This is a genomic window from Delftia sp. PE138, from assembly GCF_018320755.1.
Taxonomy (GTDB): domain Bacteria; phylum Pseudomonadota; class Gammaproteobacteria; order Burkholderiales; family Burkholderiaceae_C; genus Comamonas; species Comamonas tsuruhatensis.
The window spans coordinates 1-18,788 of sequence record NZ_JABEPN010000006.1 but is presented as its reverse complement, the minus strand read 5'-3'; the positions used below and the strand labels follow the sequence as shown (position 1 = coordinate 18,788).

At 68.3% G+C, this 18,788-nt stretch carries 16 protein-coding genes; 7 read left to right on the top strand and 9 right to left on the bottom strand.

The window, feature by feature from the left end:
• Positions 1 to 38: 38 nt before the first annotated feature.
• The 4 genes from HFGMBDPB_RS19995 to HFGMBDPB_RS19980 all read right to left on the bottom strand — a co-directional run bounded on the left by HFGMBDPB_RS19995 (position 39) and on the right by HFGMBDPB_RS19980 (position 4,681).
• Positions 39 to 845, bottom strand: coding sequence for an ABC transporter ATP-binding protein (locus HFGMBDPB_RS19995; RefSeq protein ID WP_017407363.1), 807 nt, complete (start codon positions 843 to 845; stop codon positions 39 to 41).
• Positions 842 to 1,777, bottom strand: coding sequence for a nitrate ABC transporter permease (ntrB, locus tag HFGMBDPB_RS19990; RefSeq protein WP_034367678.1), 936 nt, complete (start codon positions 1,775 to 1,777; stop codon positions 842 to 844). Before ntrB ends, HFGMBDPB_RS19995 begins: the two co-directional genes overlap by 4 nt.
• 40 nt (positions 1,778 to 1,817) lie before the next feature.
• Complete coding sequence (locus HFGMBDPB_RS19985) at positions 1,818 to 3,098, bottom strand: CmpA/NrtA family ABC transporter substrate-binding protein (RefSeq protein ID WP_034367671.1); 1,281 nt, start codon at positions 3,096 to 3,098, stop codon at positions 1,818 to 1,820.
• Between the two features lie 317 nt (positions 3,099 to 3,415).
• Positions 3,416 to 4,681: a nitrate regulatory protein gene (locus HFGMBDPB_RS19980; RefSeq protein ID WP_212646087.1), complete on the bottom strand. Its 1,266-nt coding sequence runs from the start codon at positions 4,679 to 4,681 to the stop codon at positions 3,416 to 3,418.
• Between the two features lie 294 nt (positions 4,682 to 4,975).
• On the opposite strand from HFGMBDPB_RS19980, the gene HFGMBDPB_RS19975 reads away from it, so the two are divergent.
• Positions 4,976 to 6,670, top strand: coding sequence for a putative bifunctional diguanylate cyclase/phosphodiesterase (locus HFGMBDPB_RS19975; protein WP_016453792.1), 1,695 nt, complete (start codon positions 4,976 to 4,978; stop codon positions 6,668 to 6,670).
• Between the two features lie 90 nt (positions 6,671 to 6,760).
• Complete coding sequence (gene tsaD / locus HFGMBDPB_RS19970) at positions 6,761 to 7,801, top strand: tRNA (adenosine(37)-N6)-threonylcarbamoyltransferase complex transferase subunit TsaD (protein ID WP_074923136.1); 1,041 nt, start codon at positions 6,761 to 6,763, stop codon at positions 7,799 to 7,801.
• Positions 7,802 to 7,952: 151 nt separating this feature from the next.
• Here tsaD and HFGMBDPB_RS19965 read toward each other — a convergent pair whose 3' ends face one another.
• Positions 7,953 to 8,333 (bottom strand): Hsp20/alpha crystallin family protein, encoded by a 381-nt coding sequence (locus tag HFGMBDPB_RS19965; RefSeq protein WP_016449711.1) that lies wholly within the window; start codon positions 8,331 to 8,333, stop codon positions 7,953 to 7,955.
• Positions 8,334 to 8,430: 97 nt separating this feature from the next.
• On the opposite strand from HFGMBDPB_RS19965, the gene HFGMBDPB_RS19960 reads away from it, so the two are divergent.
• Positions 8,431 to 9,741 (top strand): branched-chain amino acid ABC transporter substrate-binding protein, encoded by a 1,311-nt coding sequence (locus tag HFGMBDPB_RS19960; RefSeq protein ID WP_212646086.1) that lies wholly within the window; start codon positions 8,431 to 8,433, stop codon positions 9,739 to 9,741.
• Positions 9,742 to 9,768: 27 nt separating this feature from the next.
• On the opposite strand, the gene mltB is transcribed toward HFGMBDPB_RS19960, so the two are convergent.
• Genes mltB through HFGMBDPB_RS19940 form a run of 4 tightly spaced genes read right to left on the bottom strand, consistent with a single transcriptional unit; the run spans position 9,769 to position 15,045 of the window.
• The gene (mltB, locus tag HFGMBDPB_RS19955) at positions 9,769 to 10,947 is read right to left on the bottom strand and encodes a lytic murein transglycosylase B (RefSeq protein WP_212646085.1); all 1,179 of its coding nucleotides are present in this window, start codon (positions 10,945 to 10,947) and stop codon (positions 9,769 to 9,771) included.
• The gene (locus HFGMBDPB_RS19950) at positions 10,944 to 13,094 is read right to left on the bottom strand and encodes a transglutaminase TgpA family protein (protein ID WP_212646084.1); all 2,151 of its coding nucleotides are present in this window, start codon (positions 13,092 to 13,094) and stop codon (positions 10,944 to 10,946) included. Before HFGMBDPB_RS19950 ends, mltB begins: the two co-directional genes overlap by 4 nt.
• Positions 13,091 to 14,125 carry a DUF58 domain-containing protein gene (locus HFGMBDPB_RS19945; RefSeq protein WP_016449707.1) on the bottom strand — a complete coding sequence of 345 codons (1,035 nt, stop codon included), beginning with the start codon at positions 14,123 to 14,125 and terminating at the stop codon, positions 13,091 to 13,093. Before HFGMBDPB_RS19945 ends, HFGMBDPB_RS19950 begins: the two co-directional genes overlap by 4 nt.
• Positions 14,125 to 15,045 carry an AAA family ATPase gene (locus tag HFGMBDPB_RS19940; protein ID WP_016449706.1) on the bottom strand — a complete coding sequence of 307 codons (921 nt, stop codon included), beginning with the start codon at positions 15,043 to 15,045 and terminating at the stop codon, positions 14,125 to 14,127. Before HFGMBDPB_RS19940 ends, HFGMBDPB_RS19945 begins: the two co-directional genes overlap by 1 nt.
• Positions 15,046 to 15,135: 90 nt before the next feature.
• Here HFGMBDPB_RS19940 and HFGMBDPB_RS19935 point away from each other — a divergent pair, with 90 nt between their 5' ends.
• From HFGMBDPB_RS19935 to HFGMBDPB_RS19920, 4 genes are all read left to right on the top strand, one after another.
• On the top strand, positions 15,136 to 16,041 hold the full coding sequence (locus HFGMBDPB_RS19935; RefSeq protein ID WP_017406772.1) for a histone deacetylase family protein: 906 nt from the start codon (positions 15,136 to 15,138) through the stop codon (positions 16,039 to 16,041).
• A gap of 17 nt (positions 16,042 to 16,058) precedes the next feature.
• A complete protein-coding gene (locus HFGMBDPB_RS19930; RefSeq protein ID WP_212646082.1) occupies positions 16,059 to 16,868 on the top strand; it encodes an enoyl-CoA hydratase in 810 nt (269 codons plus the stop codon).
• Positions 16,869 to 16,960: 92 nt separating this feature from the next.
• On the top strand, positions 16,961 to 18,250 hold the full coding sequence (locus HFGMBDPB_RS19925; RefSeq protein WP_047325772.1) for a mechanosensitive ion channel family protein: 1,290 nt from the start codon (positions 16,961 to 16,963) through the stop codon (positions 18,248 to 18,250).
• Between the two features lie 209 nt (positions 18,251 to 18,459).
• Positions 18,460 to 18,788, top strand: a 329-nt coding sequence (locus HFGMBDPB_RS19920) for an electron transfer flavoprotein subunit beta/FixA family protein (protein WP_502757475.1), incomplete at its 3' end; no start/stop codon positions are given.

The following is an 18,788-nucleotide window of genomic DNA, read 5'->3' as shown; positions in this document are numbered from 1 at the left end:
ATGGGCAGGGTCTCGAAGGCGGCAGGACCTGCGAAGGTTCAGGCCGCCTTTTCCACATGCCCCTGGCGGGTGTAGAGGAAATCGATCACGGCCTTGCGGCACTGGCGGTAGAGGTCGTCCTCGGCCAGCGCCACGCGGTTGCGCGGGCGGGCCAGGCCGACCTGCAGCACCTCGCCGATGGTGGCGGCCGGGCCGTTGGTCATCATCACGATCTTGTCGGACAGCAGCACGGCCTCGTCCACATCGTGCGTGACCATGACCACGGTGCTTTGCGTGCGCGCCACGATCTCCAGCAGCTCGTCCTGCAGCTTGGCGCGCGTGAGCGCATCGAGCGCGCCGAAGGGCTCGTCCATCAGCAGCACCTGCGGCTCCATCGACAGCGCGCGCGCAATGCCCACGCGCTGCTTCATGCCGCCCGATATCTCGCCGGGCCGCTTGTGCGCGGCATGGGCCAGGCCCACCAGTTCCAGCGCGGCCAGGGTGCGGGCCTTGAGCTGGGCGCGGCTTTCCGTGCGGCCATAGACGCGCTCCACGGCCAGGTGGATGTTGCCCTCGCAGGTCAGCCAGGGCAGCAGCGAGTGGTTCTGGAAGACCACGGCGCGCTCAGGCCCGGGGCCCTTGATCTCCTTGTTGGCGCACAGCAGCACGCCCGTGGTGGGCGTGGTCAGGCCCGCGATCAGGTTCAGCAGGGTGGACTTGCCGCAGCCCGAGTGGCCGATCAGCGAGACGAACTCGCCCCGCGCAATGGTCAGGTCGATATTGCGCAGCGCCGGAAACAGGCCCTTGGCGGTCTTGAAGCTCTGCTCCACGCCCTGGATCTCGATGAACTTGGACGATGCATTCATGCTTTCACCTCTTCGAACGTAAATGCCGTTGCCAGCTTGACCAGGGCCATCTCCAGCAGCAGGCCTACGATGCCGATCACGAAGATCGCGATGATGATGTTCTTGACGTTGAGGTTGTTCCACTCGTCCCAGACCCAGAAGCCGATGCCCACGCCGCCGGTGAGCATCTCGGCCGCGACGATGACCAGCCAGGCCGTGCCCACGGCCAGGCGCACGCCGGTCAGCATGTAGGGCAGCACGGCCGGGAACAGGATGGTGGTGGCGATCTTCCATTCGCTGAGGTTGAGCACGCGCGCCACGTTCATGTAGTCCTGGGGCACGCGCTGCACGCCCACGGCGGTGTTGATGAGCATGGGCCAGATCGAGCAGATGAAGATGGTCCAGATGGCCGCCGGGTTGGCGCCCTTGAAGACCAGCAGGCCTATGGGCAGCCAGGCCAGCGGCGACACCGGGCGCAGCAGGCTGATCAGCGGGTTGAACATGCGCGACAGGAAGTTGAAGCGCCCGATCACGAAGCCGGCCGGAATGCCGACCAGGGCCGCCAGGCCGAAGCCCACGGCCACGCGCTGCAGCGAAGCGAGCACGTTCCAGCCCACGCCCTGGTCATTGGGGCCGTTGCGGTAGAACGGGTCGCTGAAAATCTCCACCGCCTGCTGCCAGGTCGCCAGGGGCCCCGGAATGCTCTGGCCGGAGCCCGCGGCCACCAGGGACCACACGCCCACGAGCAGGCCGAGGCCGCACAGCGGCGGCAGCACGGCCAGCCAGAAGGCGCGCGACAGCGCCGCCCAGTCGCGCGCAGGGGCGGGAGTCCTGGGCGTTGCCGGTGCAGCCTGCATGGCCGGGACCGGGGATGCAGCGGTGGGGGAAACCGGCGCAGGCGGGGCGGCGGCGGTGGAGGACTCTGCCGGGAAGTGGAAGACGGCGCTGACCATGGTGTGTTCCTCGGTGGGATGGGTCTTCAAAGGGGATCTCTCAGGCCTTGATGGCGAAGCTGTCCGCGTACTTGCGCGGGTCCTTGCCGTCCCAGACCGTGCCGTCCATCAGCTTGCTGCTGCGCATCTCGCCCTTGGGCAGCGGGGCCTTGGCGGCGGTGGCGGCCTGCTGGTAGATGTCCAGGCGGTTGATGGAGCGGGCCACGCCCAGGTAGTCGGGGTGCTCCTTGAGCAGGCCCCAGCGCTTGTGCTGGGTGAGGAACCACATGCCGTCGGACAGATAGGGATAGCCCACGCTGCCGTCGCCATAGAACTTCATGTGGTGGGGGTCGTCCCAGGTCTTGCCCATGCCGTCCTGGTAGCGGCCCAGGATGCGCTGGTTGATGGCGTCCACGCCGGTGTTCACATAGGCCTTGCCGGCAATGGTGTCGGCCATGCGGGTCTTGTTGGCCAGGCTCTCGTCGATCCAGCGGCCAGCCTCGATGATGGCGGCCGTCACGGCGCGTGCCGTATTGGGGTTCTGGCGGGCAAATTCGGCCGTGGTGCCTAGCACCTTCTCGGGATGGTCCTGCCAGATGGCCTGGGAGGTGGTGGCCGTGACGCCGATGCCGTCCATGATGGCGCGGTGGTTCCAGGGCTCGCCCACGCAAAAGCCGTCCATGTTGCCCACGCGCATGTTGGCCACCATCTGCGGCGGCGGCACGGTGATGACCTTGGCATCCTTGAGCGGGTGGATGCCGTTGGCCGCCAGCCAGTAGTACAGCCACATGGCATGCGTGCCCGTGGGAAAGGTCTGGGCAAAGGTGTATTCGCGCTTTTCGCTGGCCATCAGCTTGGCCAGGCCTGCGCCGTTGACGGCGCCCTTGTCGGCCAGCTTCTTGGACAGCGTGATGGCCTGGCCGTTGTGGTTGAGCGTCATCAGCACGGCCATGTCCTTCCTGGCGCCGCCCACGCCCAGGTGCATGCCGTAGACCAGGCCGTACAGCACATGGGCAAAGTCCAGTTCGCCATTGGCCAGCTTGTCGCGCACGCTAGCCCAGCTCGCTTCCTTGGAGGGAATGATCCTGACGCCGTACTTCTGGTCGATCCCCAGCACCGAGGCCATGACCACGCTGGCGCAATCGGTCAGCGGAATGAAGCCGATGCGCACTTCCTTTTTCTCGGGCGCATCCGAGCCTGCCGCCCAGGCGCCGTGGTGGCCCAGCTGGGTGTAGAGCGCCGCGCCACCTGCCAGCGTGCCGGCCTGGCGCAGAAAATCGCGCCGGGGCAGTGCCGGGCCGGAGGTGAGAGGGCCTGTGGTGGGCTGGGGCGTGGACGCCATGGCGGAACTCCTTCGATCGTCGGGAATGGAACACTTGCAAACCGGCATGTCCCAAGCAAAACGGCGTCCTCTCCGGCCGCGCTGCGCGGGGAGAGTGACGCCGTTGTCCTGGGGCCCTGAATCAAGACCGGGTTCCCGGCCGCCTTTGGCCGGGATTTGCCAGAGTCAATGCAGAAACCGTGCCAGGCGGCGTTCAAGGGGGACCATGCACTCCACCGGCCTTGCCGTCCGCGCCGGGCCACCTTCTGGTGCGCGACTTGCCACAGCACTGCACCAAGTCGGTGCTGCGCTGCAACATGGCGCGCAGCGGCCCGGGTTCATGGGGCGGGCGGCAGCAGATCGGCCATGGAAAGCACGGCCTGCGCCACTTCGGCCAAGCGGCGGTTCTGGTTCATGGCGGTCTGGCGCAGCAGCTTGTGGGCCTCGCCTTCGCTGAGCTGGCGCCGTGTCATCAACAGGCCCTTGGCGCGCTCCAGCAGCTTGCGTTCCGTCAGCGTGGCGCGCACGGTCTCCAGCTCGGCCTGCATGGCCTGCAGCCGCTGGGACTGGTCCTGCACCAGGTCCATCATGGATCGGTCCAGCTGCGGGCCCAGACGCGCGGCCGGGGGCTGCAGCCCGCCCAGCGCCAGCGTGGCGGAGACGGGCGTGATCTCCATTGCCTGCGGCGCCTGCAGCAGCGTCTTCAGGGCGGCGCGCGCATCGACAATGCAGCGCTGGCACTGCTGCTGCAGCTCGGCCGTCAGGCGGGCCTCGACGGTGTGCAGCGCATCCATGCGCCGCGAGCAGCTGTCGAACCAGGGCTCGGCCATCTCTGGCGCCAGGGGAGTGCCCGGCGCGGCCGTGCAGCCCACGCGGCGCAGGCGTTCGATCACGGCCAGCGTGGCGTCGGCCGCGCTGCTTTCTTGCCACAGGGCCAGGGAATGGGGCGGCGCAAACTCCGCAAAGACCTGAAAGCAGCGCTCCTGCGAGGCGATCAGGTGCAGCCAGTGCTGCTGGCGCGGCGCTTCGCTGACGCCCGCACCAAAGGCGGCCACGCCCGTGGCACGCTCCTGGCCCGCGAATTCCTTGCCCTGCATGAAGTTGAACAAGGCCACCAGCAGGCGCGAGATACCGGGCTCGGGTGCGCTGTCGGCCGCCTCGAACACCACGGCCAGCAGGCCTGCCACCAGCTCGATGTAGATGGCGGTGGCCGCCTCCGGCGACAGGTCGTGGCTGGCGACGCGCTCGCGCAGCGCAGGCAGGGCGTCCAGGCACTGCAGCACATGGGCGATGCGGCTGAACAGCCGCGCGCCATGGCCGGGGTGTCCCGTGGAGTCTGTTTGGCCGGGCTGCATGTCCAGCCGGTCGAAGCCGTCAAGCGCCGCCGCGGCAATCCGGTCGCACTCGGCCATCTGCGCCAGCCGTGCCTCGCCGCCATGCGCGCCCGCGCTGGCCAGAAAGACGTTGGACAGGCCGCGCTCCTTTTGCAGCGCATGGATGAGGCGGCTGAGCAGATCCACCAGTGCGCTGGTGCGCTGCAGTTGCTCCAGCTCGCCGATTTCGCACTGGCGCGCGGCCACAAGAAAGTTGAGAGCGGTTTTCATGGGGGACGGGTCCTGTCTGCCTGCATTGATGCAATTCCCATGCCGGGCCTGCCGTGGCGCAAAAGGAGAAGTAGAAGCAAGGCGCAGGGTTTGATAGAATTTTTCTAACGTTTTGAAATCGTCGATACAAATTTGGACGCGCGAATGTGTCGAGTATTTGCCGGGCGCCCTGCAGGAAAAGCCCGGCTTTCCGGCACACACGACAACCATGGCATAGCCATTCACAAGATCGGGCTGCGCAATGCGGCAGCGAGGCTGAATCAGCATGAGCTTGCAATATCACGAGAAGATCGGATGTCCCCCGTGCGCTGGCGGTTCATGACCCAGGCGGTGTTGCGGCGGACTGCTGTGCGCCGGCGTGGCCCGTCCCTGGCTGCGCTGCTGCTGGGCCTGGCGCAGTGCCGGGCACTGGCGGGGGGCGAGCTCCTGGCCGCGTCGGCGCCATCCGATGGCCAGGGAAGCTGGGCCGCGGGGTGGAGCGCTTTCGGCCTGTGGGGCGCCATTCCCGTTCTGATATTCCTGCTGGTTTCGCTGGTGGTCCATGTGCGCCTGCGCGAGAAGGCTCAGCGCCTGACGCAATCGCTGCAGCAGACCAATGAAAAGCTGCTGCGCGCCAATGTGAAGCTCAAGCGCATCGCCTTCAGGGACCCGCTGACCGGCACGGCCAACCGGGCGCTGCTCGAGTACCGGCTTGGCCGGGCGATTGCGCGCGCCGACAGCTCGGTGGAGCAGCCAGGGCCCGGCGGACCGGTGCGCGTGGGCCTGCTGTACATCGATCTGGACGGATTCAAGCCCATCAACGACGTGGAGGGCCATGCCGCAGGTGACGCGCTGCTGTGCCAGGTGGCCGTGCGCCTGAACCGTATGACGCGCAAGTCGGACACGCTGGCGCGCGTGGGGGGCGATGAGTTCGTGCTGCTGCTGGGCTGCCTGGCATCGGAGGACGATGCCGTGGCCATGGCCGGCCGGGTGCAGAAGGTTTTGGGTCAGCCCTTCGATCTGCCGGGAAAGTCCATCTCCATCGGCAGCTCCGTCGGCGTGGCCATCTATCCCGATCATGGCCAGAAGGAAAAGCTTATGGCGGCGGCCGACCTCGCCATGTACACGGCCAAGCGCGCCGGCGGGAATTCCTGCGCCATCTTCAAGGAAAGCATGCGCAAGGATGTGGCCGTGCAGTTCGACCTGCAGCAAGCCCTGCGCCGCGCCGTCGCAAGCCAGCAGCTGGTGCTGTTCTACCAGCCCAAGATCGATGCCCGCACGGGCCGCATCCGCAGCGTGGAGGCGCTGGTTCGATGGAACCATCCCCGATTCGGCCTCATCAGCCCCCGCGTGTTCATTCCGCTGGCCGAGCGCTTCGGCCTGATCAGCGAGATCGGCGACTGGGTCATCGACGAGGCCTGCCGCCAGACTGCCCAGTGGACGCGCCAGCGGCGCTTCATGCGCGTCTCCATCAATATTTCGGGCTATCAGCTCTTTCAGACGCGGCTGGCCCAGTACATCGGCGAAGCGATCGAGCGGCACCGCATTCGGCCCGAGCAGCTGGTCTTCGAGATCACCGAGTCCGTGGCCATGGAGGACGACAAGACCACCATGGCCGTGATTGCCGAGTTGACGGGCATGGGCGTGCAGATTTCCATCGACGACTTCGGCACCGGCTACTCCAGCCTGGCCCTGCTGCGCCAGCTGGGCGCCGACGAGGTCAAGATCGACCGCAGCTTCGTGCGGGACGTGGCCATCAAGAGCGACGCGCGGGCCGTGGTCGATGCCATCGTGCGCCTGGCCCATGCGCTGGAGCTGCGCGTGGTGGCCGAAGGCGTGACCGACCAGCAGCAGCGCGAAGTGCTTCAGACGCTGGGCTGCGACGAGCTGCAGGGCTTTTACTTCGCTCGCCCCATGAACGCCCAGGCGTTGATCGCCAGCGAAATCTGGACCTCCGACGGCATCGAGCCCGTGCAGTTCTCGCGCTCGTCATACCTGGACAACCTGTAGCGGCCCGCCGGCCCCGCAACTGCCCGCCGGCCAGGGGCCATTGACGCGGGCGGCCGTGCGCCGCGCCCGCAGGTTCTACACTTCAGTCCCATGAGTTTGCTGATTCTGGGGATCGAATCCTCCTGCGATGAAACCGGCGTGGCCCTGGTCGAGGCCCCCGATGGCACGGGCGTGCCCAGGCTGCTGTCCCATGCGCTGCACAGCCAGATCGACATGCACCGCGCCTATGGCGGCGTGGTGCCGGAGCTGGCCAGCCGCGACCACATCCGCCGCGTGCTGCCGCTGACCGAAAGCGTGCTGGGCGAGTCCGGCCGCGCGCTGGACCAGGTCGATGTGATCGCCTTCACGCGCGGCCCCGGCCTGGCCGGCGCGCTGCTGGTAGGCGCGGGCGTGGCCTGCGCCATGGCTGCGGCGCTGGACAAGCCCGTGCTGGGCGTGCACCACCTGGAAGGCCACCTGCTGTCGCCCTTCCTGAGCGCCGATCCCCCCGAATTCCCCTTCGTGGCCCTGCTGGTCTCGGGCGGCCACACGCAGCTGATGCGCGTGGACGGCGTGGGCAGCTACGCCATCCTGGGCGAGACCATCGACGACGCGGCCGGCGAGGCCTTCGACAAATCGGCCAAGCTCATGGGCCTGCCCTATCCGGGCGGCCCCGTGCTCTCGCGCCTGGCCGAGGGCGGGGACGCGCAGGCCTTCAAGCTGCCCCGGCCGCTGCTGCATTCGGGCGACCTGGACTTCTCGTTCGCCGGCTTGAAGACGGCCGTGCTGACCCAGGCGAAGAAGCTGGGCGATGACCTTGAGGCGCGCAAGGCCGACCTGGCCGCCAGCACGCAGGCGGCCATCGTCGAGGTGCTGGTCAAGAAGACGCTGGCGGCGCTGCAGCAGACCGGCATGAAGCGCGTGGTCGTGGCCGGCGGCGTGGGCGCCAACCGTCTGCTGCGCGCCCAGCTGGATGCGGCCTGTGCCAAGCGCAAGCTGCGCGTGCACTACCCCGAGCTGCACCTGTGCACCGACAACGGCGCCATGATCGCCATGGCCGCCGCCATGCGCCTGCAGGCAGGCCGCGAAATGGCGAACAGGCACTACGCGTTCGACGTCAAGCCGCGCTGGCCGCTCGATTCGCTGGCCTGATGGTCCGGGGCCGCGTGCCCGGCCTGCACGGCGGGCGCAAAAAAAGCCCGGCGCGGGCCGGGCTCTGGAAACGGGCTGTCACCTTGCCAAGAGGATGGAAGAAAGGATGGTTGACAGCCCGGGTGCACAAACGCGCTGGCCGTGACCGGACTTACTGGATGCTCAGCATGGTGGCCTTGCTCTGGGGTTCCAGGCGGGCCAGGGACAGCGTGAGCACGCCGTTTTCCAGCTTGGCGCTGCTGGCGGCCGTGTCGATTTCATGGTCCAGCTCCCAGGCACGCTGCACCTGGCGGGGCGCGCCCTCGACGCTGGACAGACGGACCACGGCGCCTTCGATGCTCAGCTGCAGCTGCTCGCGGGACAGGCCGGGCACATCCAGCTGCAAGGTCGTGGCCTTTTCATCGCGCTGAACCTGCACCGACGAGAGCGAAGGGGCCGCGTTGCCCAGGGTGCCTTGCAAGAAGCGCTGCAGGGCCAGATCGGCGGCTTGGGGAGCGAAGGCGTTGCGGCGGAGAACAGGCGTGAAGATCATGGTGGGTTGGCTCCTATAAACTGCGCGGCTTCATCGAAGTTGTCGCCGCATGGAGCCTAGTTAAGCGGTGTTGAACGCATTTCAAGAGGAAAAAGCCATGAATAAATTGCGCCGCAAGGTCTTGAAAAGCGGCGCCATGGCGCTATTTGCGGCGCCCGCGCTGCTGGCCCGGGCGTCAAGCGGACACGACCGGCCCGTGTCGCCGCAGCGCGGCGAGCCGATACGGCTGGCGCTGATCGAAAGCCTGTCCGGCCCCTTTGCCAACACGGGCGAGGCCGTGTTCCGCAACCTGCTGTGGGCCACCGAGCGCGTGAATGCGCGCGGCGGTGTGTCACTGCCGGCCGCGCAGGGCGGCGCCCGGCCCCTGGCCATCGAACGCCATGACAGCAAGGGCCAGAACGAGGAGGCGCTGTCCGCGCTGCGCGCAGCCATCGACGGCGGCGCGCGCGTGGTCATGCAGGGCAATTCATCGGCCGTGGCCGCCGTGCTGGTCGACGCCATTGCCAAGCACAACGAGCGCGATCCGGCCCGGCGCGTGCTGTACCTGAACTACTCGGCCGTCGATCCCGCGCTCACCAACGAGCGCTGCAGCTTCTGGCACTTTCGCTTCGACGCCCATGCCGACATGCGCATGGCCGCGCTGATGCAGGTGCTGCGCGAGGACGCGGCCGTGCGCAGCGCCTACCTGATCGGGCAGGACTACAGCTTTGGCCAGGCCGTGCTGCGCGAGGCAAGGCGCCAGCTGGCCGCGCAGCGGCCCGATGTGGCCATCGTGGGCGACGAGCTGCACCCCGTGGGGCGCGTCAAGGACTTTGCGCCCTATGCGGCCAAGATCAAGGCCAGCGGCGCCCAGGCCGTGGTCACGGGCAACTGGGGCAACGATCTGATGCTGCTGGTCAAGGCCGCGCGGGAGGCGGGTTTTGACGGCCGCTTCTACACCTTCTACGGCAATGCGCTGGGCGCGCCAGCCGCCCTGGGCGAGGCCGGCGTGGGCAAGGTGCTGGCCGTTGCCGACTGGCTGCCCAACGTGCCGGGCCCCGACAGCCAGGCTTTCTACAAGTCATTCCGCGAGCGCTTTCCCAGGCCTGCCGATGACTATGTGCACATGCGCATGCAGCTGATGATGGAGGCCCTGGCCCAGTCCATGGCGCGCGCGGGCAGCACCGACACGGTGGCCGTGGCGCAGGCGCTGGAAAGCGCGGAGGTGACCCTGGCCGGACGCAGGGGCCGCATGCGCGCGGCCGACCACCAGTTCCAGCAGGCGCTGGTGGTCGGCGTCATGGACAGGCAGGGGGCGCCAGGCGTGCCCTTCGATGTGGAAGGCTCGGGCTACGGCTTCCGCGTGGTGCGAGAGATCGAGGCCGCGCGTGCCGAGCAGCCCGCGATGTGCCGCATGCGCCGGCCCTGACCGCCTCGACGGTTTGGATGGCCTGGATCAGCGGCCCATGGCTGCCGCGACTTCCTGGCCCAGCTCGATCACGGACAGCGCGTAGTAGCTGGACCAGTTGTAGCGCGTGATGGCATAGAAGTTCTCCGTGCCCGCGATGTACAGCGGCTGGCCCTGCGCGCCGTTTTCCAGCTTGACCAGGGCCAGCGGCCCCGGGTGCGCGGCGCCGTCGCCTGGCAACTGCACGCCGCGTGCGGCCATCTCGTCGGCCGTGAACTGGGGAAGGATGTCGGGCGCCAGCAGGGCGGCCAGGTCGGCGCCCTGGGCCTGCATGATCACCGGGTAGTGGGTGGGCATGCCGCTTTTCCAGCCATGCGCGACAAAGTAGTTGGCCACCGAGCCGATGGCATCGGCCGCGCTGCCGAACAGGTCGATGCGGTCGTCGCCGTCAAAGTCCACGGCCCACTTCACCCAGCTGCTGGGCATGAACTGGCCCATGCCCATGGCGCCTGCGTAGCTGCCGCGCAGCGAGAACGGGTCCGTGCCCGCACGGTGGGTGAAGCGCAGGAACTGCTCCAGCTCGCCACGGAAGTACTCGGTGCGCGCCGCAGCGCGCGGGTGGGCGGTAGGGAAGTCGAAGCTCAGCGTGGCCAGGGCGTCCATCACGCGGAAGTTGCCCATCTGCTGGCCGTAGATGGTCTCCACGCCGATGATGCCGACGATGATTTCGGCCGGCACGCCGTACTGCTTTTCGGCACGCGCCAGCGCAGCGGCATTGGCCTGCCAAAAGCGTGTCCCGGCACGTATGCGCACGGGCTCGACAAAGCGGCTGCGGTAGACGCCCCAGTTCTTGGCCGTGCCCTGGACGGCCGGCGTCATCAGGCGCGGCACCTGGGGCAGAAAGCGGGCCTGGGCGATGGTCTCACGCACCCAGTCCACCGGCAGGTCGTGGCGCATCGCAATGTCGGCGGCCATCTGCATGGCTTCAGGCCGTTCGCCGTAGGGCGTGCTGCCCTGCACGGTCCTGGCCACGGCGGCGCCGCCAGCGGCCGTAGCGGCGGCAGCAGCGGCCGTGCGCTTTTTCGTGGAAGGTTTGGCCGTGGACTTGGCGGCAGTCTTGGCTGCGCCGGTCTGGGCGGGCGCCGGCTTGCTGGCCAGCGCGCCGCAGGGCAGGGCGGCGGCCGCAAGCAGCAGCAGGGCGGAGGGGATCAGTCGTTGCTTGGTCATGGTGTGCTTGTCGTGGGGCCGGCAGCGGCGGCTTGTGGCCGTGGCTGCGGAGTGCGTGGCCAGTCCAGCGCCCGCCATTGGCGTCGCAGGGCGGGCAGGCCGGGGGTGTCGGGTGCGGATGAGGATGGGGATGGCCGTGCGTAGCGCTGGCGCTCCATGCCCAGGAGCCAGTCGTGAAGGGCCTGGGCCGCCTTGGCATCGTCCCGGCCCCAGCGGTCCATGATCTGGGCTGCCAGCGCACGTGGGGGCAGGCTGGCGTCGGCGTCCAGGCCGATGCGCCGCAGCCGGGCGCGGGTCCTGTCCATGAGGCGCAGCCATTCGTCGCGGCTGGTGCGCTGGGCGCGGGCCATCCAGGCCAGCCACGCCAGCGCGGCCACGCCGGCCAGCGCGCCCAGCAGGCGCAGCATGTCCACCCACGAGGGCGATTGCACGCCCAGGTTCTTGAGCAGGTCCAGCTGGCGGCTTTGCGTGTAGTTGAGCACCCACTGGTTCCAGCCGTTGTTGACGGCCTCCCACACGGCGCGCATCTGCTGCAGCATGCCCACGCCCACGAAGTTGCCCATGGCTCCAGCGATGGCGCCCTGCGGCGCGCGCAGGCGCTGGAACTCGCCCACGCGCGACGGGGCCACGGCGCCGGTGGGGTCGATGCGAACCCAGCCCTCATCCTCCAGCCACACCTCGGTCCAGGCATGGGCGTCGGCGTTGCGCACGGTCCAGTAGCCGTCGACCGGGTTGCGCTCGCCACCCTGGTAGCCGGTGACGATGCGGGCAGGCACGCCCATGCCGCGCATCAGCACGGCGAAGGCGGAGGCGATGTGCTCGCAAAAGCCCTCTTTGCTGTCGAACCAGAAGTCATCGGCCGTGTGCACGCTGTCCACCACGCCGGGCTCCAGCGTGTAGGTGTAGCCGCCCTTGCGCAGGCGCGCCAGCGCGGCCTGCACCCAGGCGCGGGGCGTGGCATCGGCCAGTTGCGGGTCGGCACGCATCTGCCGGGCCAGTTCCAGCGTGCGCGGGTTGCTGCCTTCGGGCAGCTGGGTGTAGCGGCGCAGGCCGCGCGTGGGCTTGAGCGGGCCGTAGCTGAACTGCACATGGCTTTGGGCGCTGATGCGCACCACGTCGGTGATGGGGCGCCAGGTCAGCCATTGCAGCTGGGGTGTCATGCGGGCGGTGCCCATGCCCTGGGGCAGTTCGGGGGGCTGGGGCGTGGCGTCAAGCATGGTCAGCCAGGGGCGGCGGCTGGGCTCTATGGTCATCTGGTAGCGCACGCCTTCGCCCGAGACGCGCAGCTGGGCGCTGTCCAGCCCGGCCTCCGTGTCCATCTGCCATTCCTGGCCGTCGAAGCGTGACAGCACGGGGCCGCGGAAGTACAGGGTGTTGGCCGGTGGCGGGGCGCCGTCGGGCGTGTCGAAGCGCAGGCGCAGTGCGATGTTCTCGTCCAGCACCAGCGAGGCCATGGAGCCCACGCGCATGTTCTCCGACAGGCCGCTGCGGCCCGCCAGGTCGTTGCCCGGCACGCCCCACAGCGGGGCCATGCGTGGAAAGAACAGGAACAGCGCCACCATCACCGGCGTGCCCCATAGCGCCAGCAGGGCTGCCGTGCGCAGCGCCTGGGTCAGCGGCGGCCGGCCGGCGGTCATGTGGGCATTGACCAGGGCCGTGAGCAGGCCCAGCAGGCCCAGCACCATGGCCAGGGCCAGCAGCAGGGACTGCGAGTAGAAGAAGTTGGCCAGCAGCGCGAAGAAGCCCAGGAAGAACACCACCATGGCGTCGCGCCGGGCGCGCAGCTCCAGTGTCTTGAGCGCCAGCAGCAGCACGATCAGCGTCACGCCCGCATCGCGCCCGACAAAGGTGCCGTGCGAGACCCAGGTGGCGCCCAGGGCCAGCAGCAGCAGTCCGCCCAGCAGCCAGCGGCCGGGCAGGGGCTGGCCACGCCAGGCCAGCAGGGCGCGCCACAGCAGCAGGCCGGCCACGAAGACCATGGTCCACCAGGGCGTGTGGGCGGCCTGGGGCATCAGCACCCAGGCCACCACGGCCAGCAGGAACAGGGTGTCGCGCGCATCGCGGGGCAGGGCGGCCAGGCGCTGGCGCCAAGTGGCCGCAGGCTGCGCAATGGCTTGGAAGGAGGAGGGCATGGACGTGCGATTCATGGGCAGGCCGCCAGGGCTTCCAGGCAGAGCGTGGCATGGGCCGGGCCCTGGTCGGGGGCGATCTCGCGGCCGTCGGGCAGGCGCAGGCCCCAGGTCAGGTCCTGCTGGCGCGCGGCCAGCACCCAGGCGGTCAGGCGGCTGAGGCGGGCCTCGGGGTCGGCCAGGCCGGTGGCCTTGGCATCCAGCCACAGGCGGTGCTGCTGGGACAGCGGGCGGTCGCGGCTCACCAGCTGGTTGCTGCCCGTGGCAAAGGCCTGTGCAGCCTTTTTCCAGACCACCAGCTTGAGCGGATCGCCGCGACGGTAGGCCCGCACACCGTCGAACTCGTCGCCGTGCCGCGTGGCAGCCGCGCTGCGGCCGCCGGCATCGGCGCTGGCCGGTGGCAGGGGCGGCGGATTGTGCTCGGGCGCCGGGTAGATCCAGGCCTGCGTCTGTGCGCGCCACAGCGCCCAGACGCGGAAGGTGCCCAGCGGATAGCGGGTGGCCGCCGTGATCGTGGGCAGTGGCTGCCGTCCCCGGCGCAGCGGTGTGAAGGCCAGCTGTGCCGTGGTGCTGCCCTGTGCCGGTACATCGATCCAGGTCCAGTCGGTGGCCGGGACATCGCCCTGCACGGCCAGGCCTATGCCCCAGCGCGTGCTGCGGCGGCTGTTGTGCAGCACCACGTCGAAGCGGCAGGGCTGGCCGGCAAAGCTGCCGGCCGGCGGCACCAGGTGCATTGCCAGGCCGCGCAGGTTGCCGTGGCCGACCACCATGCCCGCAGCCGCGCTTCCGGCCAGCAAAAAGGTCAGCAGGTAGCCCAGGTTGAGCTGGTAGTTGATGGCTGCCACCAGCAGCACGCACAGCGTCAGCGCCAGGGCCCAGCCTGCGCGCGAGGGCATGATGTAGACATTGCGCTGGGTCAGCCTGAGGCTGTCGGTGCGCGGCAGGCGGGCATGCCACCACTGGCGCACGCGCCGCGCAGGAGACCAGCGCTGGCGCAGCGATGCCCCCGGCTGGGCGGCGCCGGGCGAGGACGCGGGAGCGGCCGGCATCAGCGCAGCGCCACGGCGTCCAGCATGGCGCGCACCTGCTCCACGGCACCCCGGCCGCTGGAGCCTATGGGCACCAGGCGGTGGGCGGCCGTCTGCGGCAGGATGGCCTGCACATCGTCGGGCGCCACGTAGTCACGCCCCTCCATCAGGGCCACCGCCCTGGCCGCGCGCAGCAGCGCAATGCCCGCGCGAGGCGACAGGCCCTGCACGAACCACTGGCCCGAACGCGTCGCCTCCAGCAGGTCCTGCACATAGTCGAGCAAGGCATCGCTGGCATGGACCTGCAGCACGGCGGCCTGCAACTGCTGCAGCTCGTCCGTGGCCAGCAGCGGGAGCAGTGCATCGGCCTGGGCGCGCCGGCCATTGCCGGACAGCAGGGAGCGCTCGGCCGCGCGGTCGGGATAGCCCAGGCTGATGCGCATCAGAAAGCGGTCCAGCTGGCTTTCGGGCAGCGGGAAGGTGCCCAGCTGTTCCTGGGGGTTCTGGGTGGCGATCACGAAGAAGGGCTCGGGCAGGCGGTGCGTGCGGCCTTCGGACGAGACCTGGCGCTCTTCCATGGCTTCGAGCAGGGCGCTCTGTGTCTTGGGGCTGGCGCGGTTGATCTCGTCGGCCAGCAGTACCTGGGCGAAAACGGGACCTGGATGGAAGACGAAGGACTCGCTGCTGCGCTCATAGATGGACACGCCGGTGAGGTCGCTGGGCATGAGGTCGGCCGTGAACTGCACGCGCGAGAACTGCAGCCCGAAGCTGTGCGCCAGCGCATGGGCCAGCGTGGTCTTGCCCACGCCGGGAACGTCTTCCAGCAGCAGGTGTCCCCCGGCCAGCAGGCAGGCCACGCTGTCGCGGACTTGAGCCGGCTTCCCTACAACCACCGTGTTAAGCTGATCCAGAAGCGCCTTGATCTTGTGTGTAGCTTGCATGGCGCGACGTTATCCTAAAAAAAACATCGCGGAGACATCACTGTGCGCAAGACGGGTTATTTCACCCATAGGGAGTGCTGGCGGCATGAGATGGGGCCGGGGCACCCAGAGTGCCCGGCCCGGCTGGACGCCATCGAGGACCGGCTGCTGGTGACCGGCGTGGCCGATGCGCTGGAGCGGCACGAGGCCCCCCAGGCCTCGCTGGCCGACATCGAACTGGCCCATGACCGCATGCATGTGGCCGCGCTGCAGGGCCTGACCCAGCGCCTCATCGAGGAGCAGCAGGCCGGCGGCCCCGAGTACTCCCAGATCGACACCGACACCTCCATCAACAGCCACACCTTCTCGGCCGCGCTGCATGCGGCCGGTGCCGCGCTGGCGGCCACCGATGCGGTGATGGCCGGTGAGCTGGAGAACGCCTTTTGCGCCGTGCGCCCTCCCGGCCACCATGCCACCCGCCACCAGGCCATGGGCTTTTGCTTCTTCAACAACGTGGCCGTGGGCGTGAAGTACGCGCTCAGCCGTCACCACCTCAAGCGCGTGGCCGTGATCGATTTCGACGTGCACCACGGCAATGGCACGGAGGACATCCTCTCCGGCGACGACCGCGTGCTCATGTGCGGCATCTTCCAGCACCCCTTCTATCCCTTCAGCGGCGACCAGCACCCGGCCGCCAACATGGTCAACGTGCCGGTGGCCGCCTATACCAAGGGCATGGACATCCGCGAGATCGTCGAGATGATGTGGATCCCGCGACTGGAGGCCTTCAAGCCCGAGCTGATCTTCATCAGCGCCGGCTTCGACGCCCACCGCGAGGACGACATGGGCCAGCTGGGCATGACCGAGCAGGACTTCACCTGGATCACCTCGCGCATCAAGGACATTGCGCGGCGCTTTTCCAAGGGGCGCATCGTCTCCTGCCTGGAAGGCGGCTACGTGATGGGGCCGCTTGCGCGCAGCGTGGAAGCGCACGTGCGCGTGCTGGCCGACCTTTGAACTCGATCTGGAGCACCATGAACGCGAGCACCCATCCTTCTGAAGCCAGCCCCCTGCTCGACGTGCAGCGCGACGCGCGCGGCGTCGTGCGGCTCACGCTCAACGATCCGCAGCGCTTCAATGCCCTGGGCGAGCAGATGCTCACGCAGCTGCAGCAGGCGCTGGACGATGTGGCGCGTGACGAGTCGGTGCGCGTGGTCGTGCTGGCTGCAGCCGGCAAGGCCTTTTGCGCCGGACACAATCTCAAGGACATGGCGGCCCATCCGCAGCTGGACTACTACCAGAAGCTGTTCGCCCAGTGCAGCCGCATGATGCTGTCCATCCACCGGCTGCCCGTGCCCGTGATTGCGCGCGTGCACGGCATTGCCACGGCGGCGGGCTGCCAGCTCGTGGCCCAGTGCGATCTGGCCGTTGCTGCGCAGGCGGCGCGCTTTGCCACCAGTGGCATCCACTATGGCCTGTTCTGTGCCACGCCCAGCGTGCCCTTGGTGCGCAATGTGCCGACCAAGCAGGCCATGGAGATGCTGCTCACGGGCGACTTCATCGACGCGCAGCAGGCGCTGGACCAGGGCCTGGTCAACCGCGTGGTGGCCGAGGAGGCGCTGGACGATGCGGTGGAGCACTTCGTGCAGTCCATCGTCAGCAAGCCCCGCGCGGCCGTGGCCATGGGCAAGGCCCTGGTCTACCGCCAGCGCGAGATGGGCATCGAGGCGGCCTACCAGCTGGCCGGCCAGACCATGGCCGCCAACATGATGGATGCCGACGCCCAGGAGGGCGCCCAGGCCTTCGCCGCCAAGCGCGAACCGGCCTGGAAGACGGGCCGCTGACCGACCTGCATGTAGGCCCCGGTCCGGTTGGCCTGTCCTGGATCTGCGCGATGATGGCGGCCTGCGCCCTTGCGGCGGAACGGCCCTGATCCATGGACATCTTCGACAAGCTCATCAACGACTTCCAAAGCTCCAGCGCCTGGCTGGAGTTCTCCGTTCTCATCGGCTGCCTGCTGCTGGCCTACGGCGCCATGCGCGGCCTGCATGCGCGCTACGGTCATCTCAACGATGGCAAGCCCTCCGTATGGATTGGCCGCCATGCGCTCGACGGCGCACTGTTCCCGCTGCTGGCGCTGGTGCTGGTCTTCACCAGCCAGGAGATCCTGGCGCGGTTTTCCACGGTGTTCTGGTTGCGCGTGGCCGTGTCGCTGCTGGTATCCCTGTCGGTGATCCGCTTCGTGGCGCGGGTGCTCAGCCGGACCTTCCCCCACTCCACCGTGGTGCGCCTGATCGAGCGCATTTTTTCCTGGCTGGCCTGGGGCGCGGCGGTGCTGCACAGCATCGGCCTGCTGCCGCAGGTCATGGAGGAGCTGGAGGCCCTGCAGTTCAACATCGGCAAGACGCCGGTCAGCCTGCTCAACCTGATCGAGGGCACGCTGTCGGCGGGGCTGATGATGGTGGCCGTGCTCTGGCTGTCCACGCTGTTCGAGCAGAAGGTCATCAACCAGTGGGTCAGCGACCTGTCCATGCGCAAGGTGGCCATGAACATCACGCGCAGCGTGCTGATCCTGGTGGGCCTGCTGGTCTCGCTGTCCATGGTGGGCGTGGACCTGACGGCGCTGTCCGTCATGGGCGGCGCCATCGGCGTGGGCCTGGGTTTCGGCATGCAGAAGATCGCCTCCAACTACGTCAGCGGCTTTCTGGTGCTGATCGAGCGTGCGCTGCGCATCGGCGACAACGTGCGCGTGGACGGCTTCGAGGGCCGCATCACCGACATCCGCACGCGCTACACCATCATCCGCGCGCTCAACGGCCGCGAATCCATCGTGCCCAACGAGACGCTGATCACCCAGCGTGTGGAGAACCTCACCGGATTCGACGTCAAGTTCGGCCTGTCCACCAACATCGTCGTGGGCATGGACAGCGATGTGGAGCAGGTGCGCGGCATCCTGCTCGATGCCGCAGCCGCGCAGCCGCGCGTGCTCAAGACGCCCGCGCCTTCGGTGGCTCTGGTCGACTTTGTGGAGCAGGGCCTGCAGTTCAGTCTCAGCTACTACATCAACGACCCGCAAAATGGCCAGGGCAATGTGCGCTCCGAGGTCAACCTCGCCGTGCTGCGCGGCCTGCGTGCCGCAGGCGTGAGCCTGCCGGTCCCCAGGCAGGTGGTACAGATCACCGAACGCGTGGGCGTGGCGGCCCAGGCAGCAGAGAAAAGCAGCTAGGATTATTCCTAGGTGCATACCCTGAGTTCAGGCTGTTCCCCTGCAGGAAATCTCAAGGGTCGTGCTTAAAATGGCACGATCGTTCTTTTTTGTGAGCGCGCATGCGGCCCTCGGCCGTCAGGGAAACCTGCCTCAGCTGCTGCAGCGCCGCATACAATGATTTCGGTTTACGTAAACGTCAATCTATCAATCAATCAGGAGCCGCTGCAATGAAGGTTTTGGTCCCGGTCAAGCGCGTGGTGGACTACAACGTGAAGGTCCGCGTGAAGTCGGACGGCACGGGCGTGGACATCGCCAACGTCAAGATGAGCATGAACCCCTTTGACGAAATCGCCGTCGAAGAAGCCGTTCGCCTCAAGGAAAAGGGCGTGGCCACCGAAGTCATCGCCGTCTCCTGCGGCGTGGCCCAGTGCCAGGAAACCCTGCGCACGGCCATGGCCATCGGTGCCGACCGCGGCATCCTGGTGGAGACCACCGAGGAACTGCAGCCCCTGGCCGTCGCCAAGCTGCTCAAGGCGTTGGTCGACAAGGAGCAGCC

Coding starts and splice junctions, on each gene's coding strand:
- HFGMBDPB_RS19930 (WP_212646082.1), top strand. CDS start 16,059: ATGAACGCGAGCACCCATCCTTCTGAAGCCAGCCCCCTGCTCGACGTG.
- ntrB (WP_034367678.1), bottom strand. CDS start 1,777: ATGGTCAGCGCCGTCTTCCACTTCCCGGCAGAGTCCTCCACCGCCGCC.
- HFGMBDPB_RS19945 (WP_016449707.1), bottom strand. CDS start 14,125: ATGCCGGCCGCTCCCGCGTCCTCGCCCGGCGCCGCCCAGCCGGGGGCA.
- HFGMBDPB_RS19975 (WP_016453792.1), top strand. CDS start 4,976: ATGTCCCCCGTGCGCTGGCGGTTCATGACCCAGGCGGTGTTGCGGCGG.
- HFGMBDPB_RS19980 (WP_212646087.1), bottom strand. CDS start 4,681: ATGAAAACCGCTCTCAACTTTCTTGTGGCCGCGCGCCAGTGCGAAATC.
- HFGMBDPB_RS19925 (WP_047325772.1), top strand. CDS start 16,961: ATGGACATCTTCGACAAGCTCATCAACGACTTCCAAAGCTCCAGCGCC.
- HFGMBDPB_RS19965 (WP_016449711.1), bottom strand. CDS start 8,333: ATGATCTTCACGCCTGTTCTCCGCCGCAACGCCTTCGCTCCCCAAGCC.
- HFGMBDPB_RS19960 (WP_212646086.1), top strand. CDS start 8,431: ATGAATAAATTGCGCCGCAAGGTCTTGAAAAGCGGCGCCATGGCGCTA.
- HFGMBDPB_RS19940 (WP_016449706.1), bottom strand. CDS start 15,045: ATGCAAGCTACACACAAGATCAAGGCGCTTCTGGATCAGCTTAACACG.
- HFGMBDPB_RS19950 (WP_212646084.1), bottom strand. CDS start 13,094: ATGAATCGCACGTCCATGCCCTCCTCCTTCCAAGCCATTGCGCAGCCT.
- HFGMBDPB_RS19935 (WP_017406772.1), top strand. CDS start 15,136: ATGGGGCCGGGGCACCCAGAGTGCCCGGCCCGGCTGGACGCCATCGAG.
- HFGMBDPB_RS19985 (WP_034367671.1), bottom strand. CDS start 3,098: ATGGCGTCCACGCCCCAGCCCACCACAGGCCCTCTCACCTCCGGCCCG.
- mltB (WP_212646085.1), bottom strand. CDS start 10,947: ATGACCAAGCAACGACTGATCCCCTCCGCCCTGCTGCTGCTTGCGGCC.
- tsaD (WP_074923136.1), top strand. CDS start 6,761: ATGAGTTTGCTGATTCTGGGGATCGAATCCTCCTGCGATGAAACCGGC.
- HFGMBDPB_RS19995 (WP_017407363.1), bottom strand. CDS start 845: ATGAATGCATCGTCCAAGTTCATCGAGATCCAGGGCGTGGAGCAGAGC.